The following is a 16,307-nucleotide window of genomic DNA, read 5'->3' as shown; positions in this document are numbered from 1 at the left end:
GAAAGTGAGGGTTCAAAAATATTATAAAAACAGGAAAATCTAACTATGGATGTAGTGGCTTAAAATCTGACAAAAAGCTCATCAGCTTTGTAGTACCAAACCTGAAACAATAAAACCTAAAACAATATTTTTTCCCAGTTTTCGAAAAACTGTCAAGAAATTTATTAAATATAAAACTATTGCTATTTTCAATTTCGTTTTTGCAGAGTATCTGAAGATATCATTTTTTATTCAGCCTAAGGTAACAGGTTACAACCTCACATTTGCACTGGACTAGAATGATAAAATTTGAGATCTCAATATCGATTAGCATAATAATTATATAAATATATGGATAAATCTCCCTGCGCCAGGATTAAACCGGAGTTTCTAAAATGTTAAAAAATAAAGGCTCTTGGCTACGATAATTTAAAGTCTAACAAAAAATTAATTAAGTTGCAGACCTCGCCTTATTCAAGTCTTGTTGTCGCCTAATATTGAATTGGTTTTCTGAGACCGTAATCGTTATTTATGTGATTTGTTATCTTCTTATAAGGAAGGTACCCGTTTTACTGCGTTTTATTTTAATTATTATTTTTTAGACTCTACAATTGGAGAAGTCTTCAATTTTCACTATACTGACTATAACTAAATCAGTTCAATATATATCTATTTTGTATTAAACATTTTGGAACTGCTTGCCAACATAATTACTTTTTTATTAGACCCTACAAAAAAAGTGCCTCTTGATATGGTTTCATGTATGAAAGTATAAACTCCGGTTAAAGAACCAAAAAGAACAAAATGAGAGTTCAATCCTCTCATCTGTTGCCTTAATTATTGAACTGAGATTCTGCTTTTTTACTTACGTTTATAAAGGAATACGCTAAGGATACAAGCTATTCCTAAACCGATTTCAAATCCAGGTGTCGATGTAATTTTTTGTTCAGCTTCCGTTCCTTCGTTCCCAGTCTCGTTTTGATTTATATAGTTATTATTAACTGCTCCTGTCTCTGTCTCAGGCTGGGGTTCTGTCACAGTTTCATCAGAGGCTTTTTTTGCTGTGCCTGTTATTGCAAAGGAAGAGAATTCCGGGGTTTTTGCTGTGAAATACAGGAATTTGTCATCTTTTCCTGATGGTTCTACCTCCAGCTGTTCCCATTTTTTCTCTCTGTAACTGTTAAGGGTAATTGAAGCTGGATCGATCTTTTTATCCTCCATCCAGGATTTTTCAACCTTGAAACAAACGGTCGGTTTTTCTATGTTCTTTGAGGTTGCAATTCCGCCATTCCCAACCCAAACATTAAAGGATTTGTATACCTCTCCAGAAGGCAGTTCAGAAACCAGGGAAGATTTTCCTTTCAACATCTCTACAATGGTTGTGGTTTTGCCCAGAGTTTTCTTCGCATCAAAGTTCACAGAAACAACGCAGGTTGCATTCTTCGTAAAATCAAACTTTACCTCTTTTCCATTTGTAATGAACACCTGTGAAAGTTCCTTTACTTCAATGTTTTTTGCAGGCTCAGGAGAACCACCTCCTCCGCCTCCGCTACCACTGCTTTTACTACCACCGCTCTTGCTGTTTCCGTCACTATTTGAGTTACTGTCGTCGCTGGAATTGTTTTCCAGTACAGTTATTGTATTAATCAGGTAAGAGAAACCGTTTGCATTATAGATTGTCAGGTTAACAGAATACGTACCAGGAGTCTCATATACATAAACAGGATTCGGGTCACTTGAGTCAGCATTTCCGTCGGAATTGAAGTCCCATGCCCTTGAGGTTGCATTCTGGGAATAATCATTAAACTGTACTTCCAGAGGAGCATACCCCTCGGAAACGTTACTACTGAAATTTGCAACCGGAACCCCCGTTTCTGGAGTGGTCGAATTTGTGACCTTTATGTAACCCGTTTTGTCTATAGAAATATTGCCAGCGGCACTGGTTACCTTTAGAGTAACGTTATATGTGCCAGGTTTCGTAAATGTGTGCGTCGCCTTCATTTCATTTTTAGAGGTAATTCCGTCCCCAAAGTCCCAGAGCCATGAAGCCGAAACTCCATCAATGCCGCTGGCAGTAAATAACACAACTAAAGGTGCAGTTCCAGAAGTTACGTTGGCAGTAAATTCAGCTGCCGGTAGCAAGGTGTTTATGTAATAAAGATCACTCAAATAGATACCATTATTGTCGCTATCGTTAGCTGTCCCACCGCCGTAGTTACTATCTATTCCCCATACAATAGTGTTTTCGTATACATCCGGCGTAGTGTAAGTTTCTTTTGGATAAATGTAGACTGGAGTGCTTTTTGCGGAAGGAATATCATAAACGTATACACCTGCATAACCAAACTGGTCATCGCCAGATTTTGAATATACGATTTTGTCTCCGTTTATGTTAATATGAGTACCGGTGTCATCTCCCGCATCAACAATGATATCAGGTCCATATAAGGTATTACCTGTATTATCACTGGTAACATCTATGGTTTTTTTGGTAATAAGGTCATACATTTCGATAAATCCATCTCTGGAATAGAAGTTTGACCATATCACTTTATTACCATATATATGGGGACTAAATATCTGGCTAGAAGAGTGTACATTTATAGTTTCCTTAGTATTAATATCGTAAACAGCTATGGTTCTCCCATCTGTACCCTCATAACCATATGTTATCCTGCTATTATATATGTCAGGACTGTTTCCATCTGCAATTTTGGTCTGTTTGGAAGTTGATATGTCCCGCATATACACGTTGTAATTGTAATTTGATTCATTGTAATCTGCACTCCAAACGATTCTGTTGCCGTAAATAGCAGGTCTGCTGGATTGATCTACATTCTGTGTGATGTAAGTTTTTGCGGCGGTTGATATGTCGTATACTGCTAGCCTTGGTGTCCTGCTGCTTTCGTCATGCCACACTAATGTGTTGCCGTAAATAGCCGGATAGGATGCAGCAGAAGAAGTAACTGTAGTGACTGTTCCGGCGGTCAAATCATAAACCTGGATGACACCACTATTTGTCCATACTACTTTGTTACCATAAATAGCAGGATCAGATCCATTACCAATTCTTGTCACCTGTGCCGCTGATGCTAGAGTTGAAATTAAAACTAAAAATATAAAAATTAAGATTGTTGAACCTAAAGCTATTGCACATAGCTTTCTATTAATTTTCATTTACCCTCCCCCACGTAGCTTTTATCTCTCAAAGCCAGAGTACAATTTATATAATCTGTATCTTCAGGCTTTTGGATGAAATTAACAGCCCTTGATTTTCCCGATAATAATATAATTTTGGATCAAAAATATCAAGCTTAATTACATCTATATTTGTATATCAGGTAAACTCGGCAAATAAGTAGGCTGCTTATATATTATATAATTGTACAAGTAAAATTTTTTCTATTTTTAGTTACTTGTTGATCTTTTTTTAAATTAAAAAAGTTTGGGTATATTAGCCCTGATGTCATGGCAATTTAATTATTTAGCATAATATTTGATAGCTTCTGATCAACATATAGCGATTCAGAGTCAACATGTGACCAATAACTAAATTCTCAAGACACTAATTTTATAATTAGAGAAATTCTGGATTATTATACCAGGCACTTGCAAGATATATAAGAAATAAGTATCTTGCAAGCTCACATTCTTTCCTGATTGTTGCACTCCTATTTTTGTCACTTACTTTTTGTCGCTTACTTTTTGTCGCTTACTTTTTGTTGCTTACTTTTTGTCGCTTACTTTTTGTTGCTTACTTTTTGTCACTTACTTTTTGTCGCTTACTTTTTGTCGCTTACTTTTTGTCGATTATGGATGAAGGAAAGAGACCACGGCCATTATTCCATATGTTCCAAGAAGCTGTAGTCCTTCAAACCAGTTGCTTTTGCCATCTTCTATTATGGATTTGACCATTAAGACGGCAGAGACTATGGCAGCGAGTTCGAAAGTGGTGAAAATCAAATTCATGGGGTTCTCGAAAAAATAGCTCGTGAATACCAGGACCGGTACTACAAACATAGCGATTTGAGTTGTCGAGCCGATTGCGATCTGGAGCGCCAGATCCATTCGGTTTTTAATTGCGATTGTGACAGCCGATACATGTTCCGCAGCATTTCCAATTATTGCTATGAAAATCATACCTATGAATAGTTCCGTCCAGCCAAGATTTTCAGCAAGTGGTTCTATGGAGCCGACCAGGATTTCACTTATAACAGCAACCGTAACTGTTGATGCGAAAAGAACCGCAATAGATTTTTTGACGCTCCACCTGGCAACGTAATCTGCCGTATCAACAGTGTATAAGTGCTTGTGGGTGTGAAGCGAGAAAAGCAGGCTCGCAAGATATGACACAGCCATAATGACCGAAACTGCAATGCTCAGGGTCTCGACTATTGTATCTGAAGGATTTTCGGAAGTAAGGACGAAAACAGCCGGCATGACAATAGCTGTAGTTGCAAGAAAGAGAGTGGAGGCACTTGTCTTTGCGGCTGTCGTGTTGAACTCCTGCTCATCTTTTCCGAGACCTCCGAATAAAAACGCCATACCCAGAATCAAAAGCAGATTTCCAATGATGGAGCCCGTAATCGATGCTTTTACCATTTCCGTAAGTCCTGCTTGCAGGGCAAAAAAACTTATGATTAATTCTGTTGCGTTCCCGAAGGTAGCGTTTAATAACCCGCCCAGTGCTGGGCCGGTACGTGCCGAAATTTCCTCTGTCGATTCACCTATAAATTTCGCAAGGGGTATGATTGCAAGCGAAGCTAAAACAAAAATTGCTATGGGCGAAGAGTGTGTATACTCTGCGAGCAGGCTCAGCGGCACAAAGATAAGAAATAATTTGAAAACGTTTTCCAGGATTTTTGTTTTTTCCATGTTAATGAATCTCCTCTGCCACCTGGCAAAGAGTTACCATAAGGCGACTTAGAATACCAGCCCTTTTCATCTCATGTATTAATAACAAGGCTGAAAGATATTTTTATCCCTCAAGACAGATAGGGAGGAAAACTCAAGAATCAAACGAAAAAAAAGGTAGGAATAATAAAGTATCAGAAGCGTGAGCTGACGCTTTAATTTGAAATTATTATCTGAAGCTTCCATTTGAAATCAAAAATATTAAAGTCAAATGGGAGAGTTTTTGCTCCATTTTAAAGCCTTAAAGTTGGATTTCAGAAAGGCTGGATCTCAGAAAGACTGGATTTCAGAAATATTGACTTTCAGAAAGACTGGATTTTAGGGAAGAATCTCTCATAATATCTCCCTTTTCTCGGCAGGCTTGAAAGTAACAAGTCTGGGATTTTCCTCAACATCGGCTTTTCCACTGTTTCTGACTACAGGTAGTGCTTTTTTTGTACCGGCAGATTGTCTGGGTTCTGCTTTTGCAGCATGCCTGAGGAGCTTGAATTCTTTTAAAAGCATTCCCATAACTACCAGCATCATGATATACTCCGTAGCCGGAGATGCAGCCCACACTCCATCCAGGCCGAAGAAGATCGGCAGGATAAAGAGCAGAGGAAAGAGAACAACAAAAATCTTTCCAAGGTAGATGAAGAGTGCTGCTCTTACCCGGTTTATTGACTGGAAATAGATAGCAGTGAGAAGCACGGTACCTTCAACGAGCAAAGAGAATATGAAAATCTTCATTCCTCGCAGGGTAACTTCCAGAAGTTCGGAGTCTCCCTGGCTGAAGATCTGCACCATTTTTTCGGGAAAAAGGTAGATTAATACAAATCCGAAAACTCCTGTCAAGACGCATGAAAGAATTGTCAGTTTCAGGGTTTTTGAAACTCTTTCATAATAACCGGCTCCATAATTGAAACCTATAATCGGCTGCACTCCCAGGGCTATTCCCTCAAAAAGCATAGAGAATATTGAAAGGACATATCCTATAATGCCGTAGGCTGAGACCGCAAGCTCGGAACCGTACCTGAGCAGCATGTAATTGTGTGCAAAGAGTATGAGAGCCAGTGAAAACTGCATGACGAAAGAGGGAAGACCAGCTCTAAGAATCTGGAACTGGGTTCTAAGTTTGAATTTCATGGCTTTAATTTGGAGTTTCAATTTTGCCTCCCTGCCAAAGAGATAATTCATGAACAGTAATGCCGGGAGAGCAAAGGAAATGATTGTGGCAAAGGCGGCACCCACCATTCCCATGCCCATATGCATGATAAAAAGGTAATCGAGCACGAGATTTACAATTACCCCTGCAATCATGATGTTCATACAGAGCCGGGGTTTCCCGTCGTTCCTTACCAGCGGTTCAAGGGCAACCGAAAGGATCATAAAAACTGAACCAGCGAAGATAATCCTCAGGTAATCACGGGCAAAAGCTAGAGAAGATCCGCTGGCTCCAAGGATGCTAATTGAGGTTTCACAGAAAATCAGCCCGACTACAGTAAAAACTGCTCCCGTAAGAAGACACAGGGAAAAAGCATTGTTTACTATGTCCAGGGCTTGGCTGAGGTTCTCCTTTCCAAGTTGGAGGGCCGTAAGACTTGATGTACCGATCCCGATAATTACTCCAATAGCGATTATAACCATATAAGCGGGATAGGCAAGGGTAATTGCTGCAAGCCCCTGGCTTCCGATAGCATTTCCTATAAAAAAACCGTCAATTATTCCCTGGATTCCGGCAATGACGACTCCAACGACGGTCGGGAACGCAAATTTCAAGAATAGATTCACTATGTTCCCGGATTTCATTTCTTCGTCACTTACCATTCCAGGCCCTCCTTATGCTGTAAAGCCATCTTTCAGAGGTCTGGTTTTGAGATCCCGGGACTGTTTTTACCGTTGTCAGGTAGAAGAACCTGTTCAAAGTAAGGTAGGTTGTATTGTGTTTCTGTAGAGATTGGTGTTTTTTTAAAGTTTTACCTATTATTGAGGGATCGAGACAATAAGAGTCGTTCCTCTCAAATAGTTTACATGAGGTCATAACTCATCCTGGACGAAGCTTCTGAAAATACGCAGATTCAAGTATAGCTGCCCTGTTGCAGAATTAATTAGTCTGTCTATGCCGAACTGGTAACTGCGTATAATCTGTGGGTTAATTTGTGCGCATCCCTGCAGCACTCATTCGTTTTACGAAGCTTCACCGTTTAAAGAGTAAAAGAGGATTCAAACGAACCAAGAATCCTGTGCAATCATGCAACAAAGCAAGTAAAACCAGATTCAGATAGTTATCTGGTTACAGCGAATTTTATATAATAAAAAATATTTATAATTATATATAGATTTGCACTCGTTTTTATTTTAACAGGTTCTTTAATTTGAGGTCTTATAAGTGTTTAAGTGGATAAACTAGCTCTGTTTTAAGCAAAAATATTTATTAATATGTCTAAAGTTAAAAGCGTGAATAAAATGGTTCAGCTCGAACTAAAAACTCTAAAAAAACATTAGATTTACTCAAGGGCTATCAAATCTGCAAATAAGCAGAAATAAGTCTGAAATGAACAGTTGCAGATCCAAAATAAGATCAGATTTACGATAACAATAAGGTAACTATTCAGGTGCCCCAAATCAATCTACTGATGTTGATTCAGAGTTGTCACATACGTGAAATTGCTAACCCATGCAAGACTGAAAAACGCAATCAATAACCAACAATTTAAAAAAATGAACCTTCCAAAAAAGTGCTCATTAAATATTAAACAAGGTGGCTATTGATGTTGTTTTATATAGGCTGAATAGTTACACAATAAGATCAGATTTACGATAACAATAAGATCAGATTTACGATAACAATAAGATCAGATTTACGATAACAATAAGATCAGATTTACGATAACAATAAGATCAGATTTACGATGACAGTAAGTTTAAAGTTTTCAGGTTTACAATAAGTTTTCTCACAATAAAAGTCAAGGGCTTACCCATCCATTTTTATGCAAGAAGTACCTTTACGTCTTAAACTGAACTTTATTCCTTTACTTACCTTTACTTACCTTTACTTACCTTTACTTACCTTTACTCACCTTTACTTACCTTTACTCATCTATCTGCATTCTGCTAAGCTTTTCATGTAAACCGTTTGTATAGCTTTCTCTTCATAGTTACAAAACCTTCCAGCCGGAAAGAACAAACTGATCAAAAATGTCTACTGAAAATTATCCTACTGAAAATTATACATGTACCCCCCCTGAAGTCCTGGCTCCCGTAGGTGACGAAGAAGCCCTTCTTGCTGCAATTCGAGGAGGAGCTGATGCAGTCTATCTCGGGGTTGGCGAATTCAATGCCCGTCAGGGTGCAAAGAATTTCACTCTTGAGAACCTTGACGAGGCCGTGAAACTGGCGCACTCACACGGAGTTCTTGTTTACCTTGCCCTCAATATCCCGATCAAGCAAAAAGAGTTGCAGCACGCGCTTGAGATTACAGACTGTGCATATGCAGCCGGAGTCGATGCAGTTATCCTTCAGGACCTGGGGCTTCTCAGGCTTTTAAATGAAATCTATCCGGACTTTGAGCTTCATGCAAGCACCCAGATGACTATCCATAATAAAGGAGGAGTAGATTTTGCAGCAGGGCTGGGAGCAAAAAGAGTTATAGTCTCAAGGGAACTTACTGCGGCTGAGGTAAAGGACATTGTGGACCACTCAAATGCAGAAATTGAGGTTTTCGTCCATGGAGCACTTTGCTACTCCTATTCGGGCAAATGTCTTTTCAGCAGTTTCCTGCATGGCAGGAGCGCAAACAGGGGGGCCTGTGCCCAGCCCTGTCGACGCCGGTACAGATTCGTTGTAAACGGCAGGGAAGTTGACGAAAGACATATCGGTGGCAGTTATCCCATCAGCTGCGCCGAACTCTCCACACTAACAGGGCTTGAGGAAATCATAAAAACCGGAGTTGTAAGCCTCAAAATAGAAGGGCGGATGAAAAAGCCCGAGTACGTTACTGCAAGTGCTGCTGCCTATAAGGCTGCAGTTGAAGGAATATGTGGCCCAGGAGAGAATCCGACAAAAGAGGAACTTGAAGCAAGAGAATCCGAACTTGCAAAACTCTTTTACAGAGGTTTTACAAGAGGTTTCATACTCGGAGAAAAAGGCGTATCTCATCCTAAATACAGTTCAAACTATGGAGCGTTCCTTGGAAAAGTCCTTGATATTTCCCGTTCAAAAGGGAATACGAAACTCACAGTTCGGCTGAATCAGGACATCCAGGTAAAAGACGGTATAAGTATTTTCACGCGAGAGCGGATGCTCGGCTCGGCAGTTACAGGCCTACTCACAATCTCAGGCGAGCATATAAAAAGTGCTAAAAAAGGTGAGAAAGTAGGGCTTGAAATCAGCTCGAAGACGGGAAGAGCAGTCCAGAGAGGTGATGAACTCTACCTTACAACAGATACACGGCTCCTCGACACCCTTCAAAAAACAAAACTAAAAACGCTTCCTGTAAGCCTGAAAGTAAGAGCCAGGAAAGGAGAGCGATTTACGGTTGTGATTAGAGAAGAAAGTGAAAAGCCTGGAGGGACCAGTGAGACCACAGAGAAGGTTCCATTTGTGGAATTCACGGATGATTATGTCGTCCAGGAAGCTGAGAAAGCCCCAACTACAATCGAGAAGATAAAAAAAGCAATGGAAAGCCTAGGGGACACTTCTTTTGAGGCAGTTTCTGTTGAGATTGATGCTGATGAAAATATTTTCATTCCGGTCGGCGTGCTGAAGAATGCAAGGAGAAAGGCAGCAGACCTCCTGCTGGAAAAAATTCTCAGTGTAGATAAGAGAGAGCAAAAGCACCCGAATCTTGAGGATTTCAGCCACCTGTGTAACTCTCAAAGCCGCTGCAGTGAAGCGAGTGATCAGGATGAGCCGTCTCCAGCCGTCAATGAGGCCCTCAACAAAACCCTCAGTGAAGCACTCAGTGAAAAACTTAGTGAAACCCGGGGCAGAACCTCAGCTTCGAAGAGGCTCCTTCTTAGTGTTGAAGTAAATGAAAGTCCTTCTCTTTTTGAAGCCGCGTTCGCCGGTGCAGACGTTATCTATGTTCCGGTTTCGAAGTTTGAAGAGCTTTCCGCACCTGAAAATGCGGAAAAGCTTGAAGATTTGAAAGCTGAAAGGGTCGAAATTGTTTTCCGGGTTCCCCTTATAAATCATGATTATGAACTGGATAAACTCAAACCCCTACTGGAAAAAGTTAAAGAGGCAGGCTTCGGGATAGCCTGTTCCGAGTTCGGGACCTTACAGCTTGCAAAAGAGCTTTCCATACCCTTTACCGCAGGAAAAGAGTTCAATATTTTCAATGCTTTTACTGCCAGCACTCTCTACCAGGCAGGAGCATACAGATCGACCCTTTCAAGCGAACTGAACCTGAGCGAGATAAAAAATCTCTGTGAGGCCCTTCAAACTTGCGAGGGCTCAGGACAGACTGAAATTTTTGTTTACGGCAAAGAGCTTATGCTCATTACGGAAAATGACCTTTTAAAGCCCCTTGTTGACAGAAGAATTGTAAGAAAGGACAGCAAAGTGCTTCTTGTTGACCAGGAAAGTTCCGAATTTCCGGTAGAGCGCCTGGGGACCCGGACCCTGATTTATAATTCAAAAGTGCTTGATATGCTGAAGTACGTCAAAAACCTGAAAGATTACGGTGTGGATGTGCTTCGGCTTGATCTTTCATTTAATACTCAGGCTGAGATAAAAGAGATTATAACGGCATACAAAGAAGCCCTTGCAGGAAAAGAAACCAGGCTGAAACCTGCAAGAGGGGTTGAATATACTACAGGGCACTATTTTAAGGGAGTTTAAGGTCAAACTCCTTTAAATGAAAAACGCTACTTCCTTTAGGTGAAGAATAGGGCAGAAAATAGTTTTGTTCAGTTTCCTTTAGGTGCAGAATAGGGCAGAAAAATAGTTTTAGTTCAGGTTTCTTTAGGTGCAGAATAGGGCAGAAAAATAGTTTTAGTTCAGGTTTCTTTAGGTGCAGAATAGGGCAGAAAAATAGTTTTAGTTCAGGTATTTTTGTTTGATATGATATTCAAATATGAAAGACTTGAAACTGATCAGAAAGTATTCTTCAACAAAAATGCAATCAAAAAATGTATTAAGAAAAACAGGTTATCTGCCGAAAGTGAATTGCAAGAAATCCGGTTGCTCTATTTACAAAAACCCGTTACAAAAACCCAAAAATTCTTTGTGTGATTATTAAAAAATTAAAAGTTGCCTCAAAGCCGGCAACTGCTTAAACCCTGAAAAGTATCCAGGGGCAAAATCTGTAAATATACTTTACAGTTCTATTTTTAATATGATTTAAAAAGTTATCTTTGCTTACAATTATTTAGTCATTACTACTAATCCAACAATCTTCTGTCCAGAGTACCAGACTTTAACCTGGAAGACATCAGGATTAGCAAATGCATTTTGTACAGAGGTTTCAATATTGCTGGATGGTTTGGATAAGTACCTCCAGTCATTATCTACATTGAGCCAAAGGGCCCTTGTATTGGTTGAAGGATAGGCCTGCAGTTCAAGCCAGTAAGCGGTTGCTATGCCATTTTTCACGGCTGTTGTGGATACTTTATCCACTGAGGCTGGAGCTGTTGACTGCTGGACGCTTGAGCCCATAGATACTCCTTTATCAGAAGATGCAGCACTCAAGACTGATGGGACCATTGCCAGGATTAAACACATCACTAAACCTGCTATTATAAGCCGATTTTTAAACATCTATTACACCTCAAACTATTTTTTTATACTGTTGAATTTTTCACACTCTATGTGTGAATTTTATTTTGTTCTCGAGAATCTTTATGTATCAAATTAAAAGATTCTTAAAATAAACCCCGAGAAATATGTAAAGTATCTTCAATACTTACTAACTGATATATTTATAGACCTTGTATATGATACTTTTGACAGTATTTCCAAATTTGTGCAATCAAGTGCCAGAAGCAGGTACAAAAGAGCTTATATAACTCGATGTGTTTAGTGAATTTAATTACTCTGCTACTGTTTTTATAATTCAGACGTTAAATCCTAAACTTGACATACATTTTAGACAAATAAACACCTTGCAAAAAGATTTGTTCAAAAAACTGGATTATCAGAAACTGTTTTACTGCATGTAAAACCAAATAAAAATACATTAATAGGTCTGAAGTGTCCTTAAACGAAATTCAAACAGCAAAGCATACTGCGATCAGTAAACTAAAGTCTTAAATAGGTTACGCAGTGCAAAAAAGACTAAATCCTGGGTTCTTCGAACCTGTTCTATCAGGGTACCAGTAAAGGCCTATCCAGATTATCCCGCCTTTTCTTAAATGCCTGTAAATTACTCCAAAAACCACATAAATAAATACTTTTAAATACCAAAACAGGTGCAGTTAAATATATATTGAATAAAAAATAAAATATAGACGCTCATGCAAAAAAGGATTATCTATGGAATTGATATTGCCCGGGGCTCTCCCAGGGCAAGAGAACTTCCCAGGTATGCACTTGCTATCCTTAAGGACGGGGAAGTTTTCCACCAAAGTATGCTCCGTCGCCAGAAAATTTTTAATATGATCCAGAGGGAAAAGCCGGAGATAATAGCTGTTGACAATATTTTTGAGCTTGCAGCCGACCGAAGCGAGCTCCTATCTCTTATGGAAAAGCTGCCTGAAGGCGTTAAACTTGTCCAGGTCACAGGTGGGCTTCACCCTGAACCACTTGTAAGGCTTGCACGGAAATATGGTTTTTCTTTTGATCCCGAAAACCCAAATGACGAAGCCGAAGCATGTGCCCGTCTTGCAGATCTGGGGGTTGGGCATGAAGTTTCCCTTTTTGAAGATATTACAAAAATTAAAGTTAGTAGAGCCCGTTCCCTTGGAAGGGGGGGCTGGAGCCAGAACCGATACCGCAGGAAGGTACATGGAGCTGTGCTGCAAAGGAGCAGGGAGATTGAGAATGCCCTGAAAGACCTTTCTCGGGAAAAAGGTATCAGATTCGAAACCGTAAACGTAAAAGGTTTCGGAGGCTATGTCAGGTCTGAATTCACAGTTTATGCAAAACGTGGAGAGATACCGATACATCCAATGGCAAGTAACGATTCTCAGGTAAGCGTAAGAAGTGTTGAACGCGATAAAATCCGATATGTTCCCCTTAAACCGAAGAATCCGAGACGTAAGTTTACAATCGTGGGAATCGATCCTGGAACAACCGTGGGAATAGCGATTCTCTCTCTTGACGGAGAGCTTCTTTACTTGAAAAGCTCCAGGGGGATTGCTCCTGATGAAGTTGTCAAACTTATTGCCGAACACGGAAAACCTGCAGTTGTTGCCAGCGATGTAACTCCAATGCCGAGTTCAGTTGAGAAAATCCGAAGAAGCTTCAACGCAGTACCTGCAAGTCCTGGAATTGAGGTTTCTGCCGAGGAAAAAATAGCGCTTGGAAGGACTTTTGGTTACTCGAATGACCACGAAAGGGATGCACTGACTGCTGCTCTTCTCACCTACAGGAGTTATAAGAACATATTTTCCAGGATTGAAAAGAAAGCTCCACAAAATGCAGATCTTGAGCTGATAAAGTTTTATGTGATCAGTGGAGCTTCGATAGAGGCGGCAATTGAAAAAGCCCGGGCATCAGGTGAGCCTGAAAAACCAAAGCCCAGAGAACATGCCGAAAAGCCGGAGGACAGGGCAGTTGACGAATCTCTCCTGAAAATGAGAGAGACTGTCCAGCGGCAGAGCGAGCAGATTCAGAACCTTCAGGAATATCTTGAGGAACTAAAGAAAGAACTGATTTCAAAAGACCGGAAAATCTCAAAGCTCGAGTCAAGACTGAACAGCTTCAAAAAGGAAGCTTATAGCGAAATTCGGAAATCAAAAGAAATCAAGATCAGGGACGAAACTATTGAAAGCCTGAAGAAAGAGGTTAGCCATAGAAACAAAACCGTAAAGGAGCTGCGGCGCAGAAGCAACAAGCTGCGTAAAATCCAGAAGATGGAGGTCCGTGGTGAAGGTACGGCTGTCAAAGTTATTGCTGCCTTTACGAAGGAGTCCATTGCCGAAACAAAGGAAAAATACGGGCTTAAGACAGGTGATGTAGTTTTCCTTGAAAACCCAAGCGGAGGCGGAACTGCAACTGCTCAGATCCTTGTAGAAGCCGGAATCCGCGCTGTACTCATCCCTGAGGATATCTCGCACGCAGCCGAGGAAACTTTCTTCAAAGGCGATGTGCCGGTCTTAAAGAATATCCCGCTTGAGAGGGCTGAAGACTTTGCAATGGCCGAACCAGAAACCCTTAAAGATGCAATCGCAGCCTGGGAAAAAGAAGCCGATGCAAAACGTCACAAAGCTAAACAGGACGAACTGCAGAGTCTTTTTGATGAATATAGGAGTGAAAGGCGCAGGGGCCTGGTATAAGAAGGCACTTTTTAAATTCCATGGCCTCTCCATATTCCTCATTTGTAAGGACTTTCCCCGCTAGAGAGACTGAACTCCGGTGACGATTTGAGCGACATATCGGGCAGCGATTCGGGAAGCACCTCTTTTTTAAGCAATAAAACCTATCTGGATCAACATGCAAGACCCCATAAAACCTGCTAAAGACTCTGATAAAAAAACTGTTAATACCTCAATTAAAGAGCATTTCCAGCTCAAGGAAACCATAGTTACCATTGCAGCCGACAAACAGGCCCATATTGAAGCCGCAAAAGAAGCGATACGCATCCACAGGGCAGCCCTTGAGACTTACATTCTTTCCGATCCTTATTTTCAGCTTACTCTCGAACCCTACGAATGCCCTGAAAATGCCCCTGAGGTTGTAAGAAGGATGGTAAAAGCAGGAAACACTATAGGTATAGGGCCAATGAGTGCGGTTGCAGGTACGATTTCGGCTCTTGCTGTGGAAGCAATGGTTGAAACAGGAGCAAAGTATGCTATTGTCGATAACGGCGGAGATATTGCACTCATCAATGACAGGCCTGTTGTGGTTGGGATCTATGCAGGACAGTCCCCTATTAAAAACCTGGGGCTGGTGTTCGAAACCAGAGACTCGATTACAGGCGTATGCACCTCAGCAGGAACAGTTGGCCCTTCAATCAGCTTCGGGATGGCAGATGCGGCTGCAGTGTTTTCAGATGACGTTTCCCTGGCAGATGCGGCTGCAACGGCTCTTGGAAATGAGGTAGGTATAGGAAAGGAATCTGTAGAGTCTTCTTTCAAAGCCGTAAAGGGAATTTCAGGAATAAAAGGAGCACTTGTAATCCAGGGAGAATATATTGGCATGTGGGGACAGGTGCCAGGGATTACGAGGGCAGATGTCAGGTATGAGTATATAACTAAAGCGTGATTCTCCGATGCTCCCCTTAACATGATTATATGGTGCTCAGCCACTAAATCTTTAGTTTGGCGGTAGTTTACCCAGAACCCATCCTCAAATCTGATTTTCTACTTTGTCTTATTGCTCTTACTCATAACTACAAAAAGATAGGAACATTGAGGTTCAGAAATCCCAGTTACATCCGAGTTCCATTTTTTAAAAATGTTTAAATTTAGAAATTTGGATTTGACTTTGATTAATCTTTGATTAATAGTACTTTATTTTTGGAGAGGGTGACTATCGGGAAAACCGAGACATTATTAAGAATCGGGGCAAAAGTCTCAAGTTACCCGTAAATAAGAGAAATAAATTGAATTCTTGGCCTTACTTTTAAAAAGTTGAAAATTCTCGTACATATATTTTTCCGGCAAAATTGGAAAAAATTTGGTTGAAATTCGTCACGAAAGAAACAATTTTAACTTATATGTACAAAAATTATAAAAGAATAAGCACTTTCACCATAAACTATTTATAGAATAGCTGGAATTAGAGGGTTGCACTGGTGTGATAGGTGCTCCCTGAGGCAGCGGGGCAGCAGGGTAGCATGAAATAATATCCAGGTGCAAAAAAGTAAAGTGAAGAAAAAAGCAACTGGGCCCGTAGCTCAGTCAGGCAGAGCGACTGGCTTTTAACCAGTCGGCCTAGGGTTCAAATCCCTACGGGCCCGCCATGTTCTTAATTATACCCGGCGGAAAGGCCATCCACGGGAGAAATGATCTGACAAATTTTTTGAATACTTTATTTTTGGAGGAAAGGATTTGACAAAATTCAGCCTGCTCGACCATGAGTCGGTCCCTAAACATGAAATCATGCCTGAAGGCGAGTTAAAGTCTGTTTTAAGCAAGTATTCCATTGAAAAGGAGCAACTTCCGAAAATCAAAGTGCACGACCCTGTTTGTAAGGAAATAGGAGCTGTTGTTGGAGACGTAGTGAAAATCACAAGAAAAAGTCAAACTGCAGGGGAGGCAGATTACTACAGACTTGTGATCGAATAAGCGGAGGGGAGTAAACCGCTTGTATGATCAAATTTTCTTTAC

Annotated in this window: 8 protein-coding genes and 1 tRNA gene; 5 read left to right on the top strand and 4 right to left on the bottom strand. The window is 40.5% G+C overall.

Annotation, left to right across the window (positions count from 1 at the left end):
- Positions 1-840: 840 nt before the first annotated feature.
- From MSKOL_RS12985 to MSKOL_RS12975, 3 genes are all read right to left on the bottom strand, one after another.
- Complete coding sequence (locus MSKOL_RS12985) at positions 841-3,156, bottom strand: PGF-pre-PGF domain-containing protein (RefSeq protein WP_048156870.1); 2,316 nt, start codon at positions 3,154-3,156, stop codon at positions 841-843.
- 633 nt (positions 3,157-3,789) lie between these two features.
- A complete protein-coding gene (gene cax, locus MSKOL_RS12980) occupies positions 3,790-4,854 on the bottom strand; it encodes a calcium/proton exchanger (RefSeq protein WP_048156867.1) in 1,065 nt (354 codons plus the stop codon).
- Positions 4,855-5,226: 372 nt separating this feature from the next.
- Positions 5,227-6,699 (bottom strand): MATE family efflux transporter, encoded by a 1,473-nt coding sequence (locus tag MSKOL_RS12975; RefSeq protein ID WP_048156864.1) that lies wholly within the window; start codon positions 6,697-6,699, stop codon positions 5,227-5,229.
- A 1,371-nt stretch (positions 6,700-8,070) separates the two neighbouring features.
- On the opposite strand from MSKOL_RS12975, the gene MSKOL_RS12970 reads away from it, so the two are divergent.
- Entirely contained in the window at positions 8,071-10,716 is a 2,646-nt protein-coding gene (locus MSKOL_RS12970) for a DUF3656 domain-containing protein (RefSeq protein ID WP_048156860.1), read from the top strand.
- A 525-nt stretch (positions 10,717-11,241) separates the two neighbouring features.
- Here MSKOL_RS12970 and MSKOL_RS12965 read toward each other — a convergent pair.
- Positions 11,242-11,598 carry a hypothetical protein gene (locus MSKOL_RS12965; RefSeq protein WP_156151090.1) on the bottom strand — a complete coding sequence of 119 codons (357 nt, stop codon included), beginning with the start codon at positions 11,596-11,598 and terminating at the stop codon, positions 11,242-11,244.
- Between the two features lie 731 nt (positions 11,599-12,329).
- Here MSKOL_RS12965 and MSKOL_RS12960 point away from each other — a divergent pair.
- The 4 genes from MSKOL_RS12960 (at position 12,330) to MSKOL_RS12945 (ending at position 16,265) form a co-directional block, all read left to right on the top strand.
- A complete protein-coding gene (locus tag MSKOL_RS12960; RefSeq protein WP_048156855.1) occupies positions 12,330-14,312 on the top strand; it encodes a DUF460 domain-containing protein in 1,983 nt (660 codons plus the stop codon).
- A 157-nt stretch (positions 14,313-14,469) separates the two neighbouring features.
- A complete protein-coding gene (locus MSKOL_RS12955; RefSeq protein WP_048156853.1) occupies positions 14,470-15,240 on the top strand; it encodes a UPF0280 family protein in 771 nt (256 codons plus the stop codon).
- A 623-nt stretch (positions 15,241-15,863) separates the two neighbouring features.
- Positions 15,864-15,940 (top strand) — tRNA-Lys (locus tag MSKOL_RS12950).
- Positions 15,941-16,028: 88 nt separating this feature from the next.
- Positions 16,029-16,265, top strand: coding sequence for a DNA-directed RNA polymerase subunit H (locus MSKOL_RS12945; protein ID WP_048121512.1), 237 nt, complete (start codon positions 16,029-16,031; stop codon positions 16,263-16,265).
- The last annotated feature ends 42 nt before the right edge of the window (positions 16,266-16,307 follow it).

Origin of the sequence: Methanosarcina sp. Kolksee (assembly GCF_000969945.1) — an archaeon.
GTDB classification, from domain to species: domain Archaea; phylum Halobacteriota; class Methanosarcinia; order Methanosarcinales; family Methanosarcinaceae; genus Methanosarcina; species Methanosarcina vacuolata.
This window is presented reverse-complemented; position numbering and strand designations above follow the sequence as displayed.

Coding starts and splice junctions, on each gene's coding strand:
- MSKOL_RS12985 (WP_048156870.1), bottom strand. CDS start 3,156: ATGAAAATTAATAGAAAGCTATGTGCAATAGCTTTAGGTTCAACAATC.
- cax (WP_048156867.1), bottom strand. CDS start 4,854: ATGGAAAAAACAAAAATCCTGGAAAACGTTTTCAAATTATTTCTTATC.
- MSKOL_RS12975 (WP_048156864.1), bottom strand. CDS start 6,699: ATGGTAAGTGACGAAGAAATGAAATCCGGGAACATAGTGAATCTATTC.
- MSKOL_RS12970 (WP_048156860.1), top strand. CDS start 8,071: ATGTCTACTGAAAATTATCCTACTGAAAATTATACATGTACCCCCCCT.
- MSKOL_RS12965 (WP_156151090.1), bottom strand. CDS start 11,598: ATGTGTTTAATCCTGGCAATGGTCCCATCAGTCTTGAGTGCTGCATCT.
- MSKOL_RS12960 (WP_048156855.1), top strand. CDS start 12,330: ATGCAAAAAAGGATTATCTATGGAATTGATATTGCCCGGGGCTCTCCC.
- MSKOL_RS12955 (WP_048156853.1), top strand. CDS start 14,470: ATGCAAGACCCCATAAAACCTGCTAAAGACTCTGATAAAAAAACTGTT.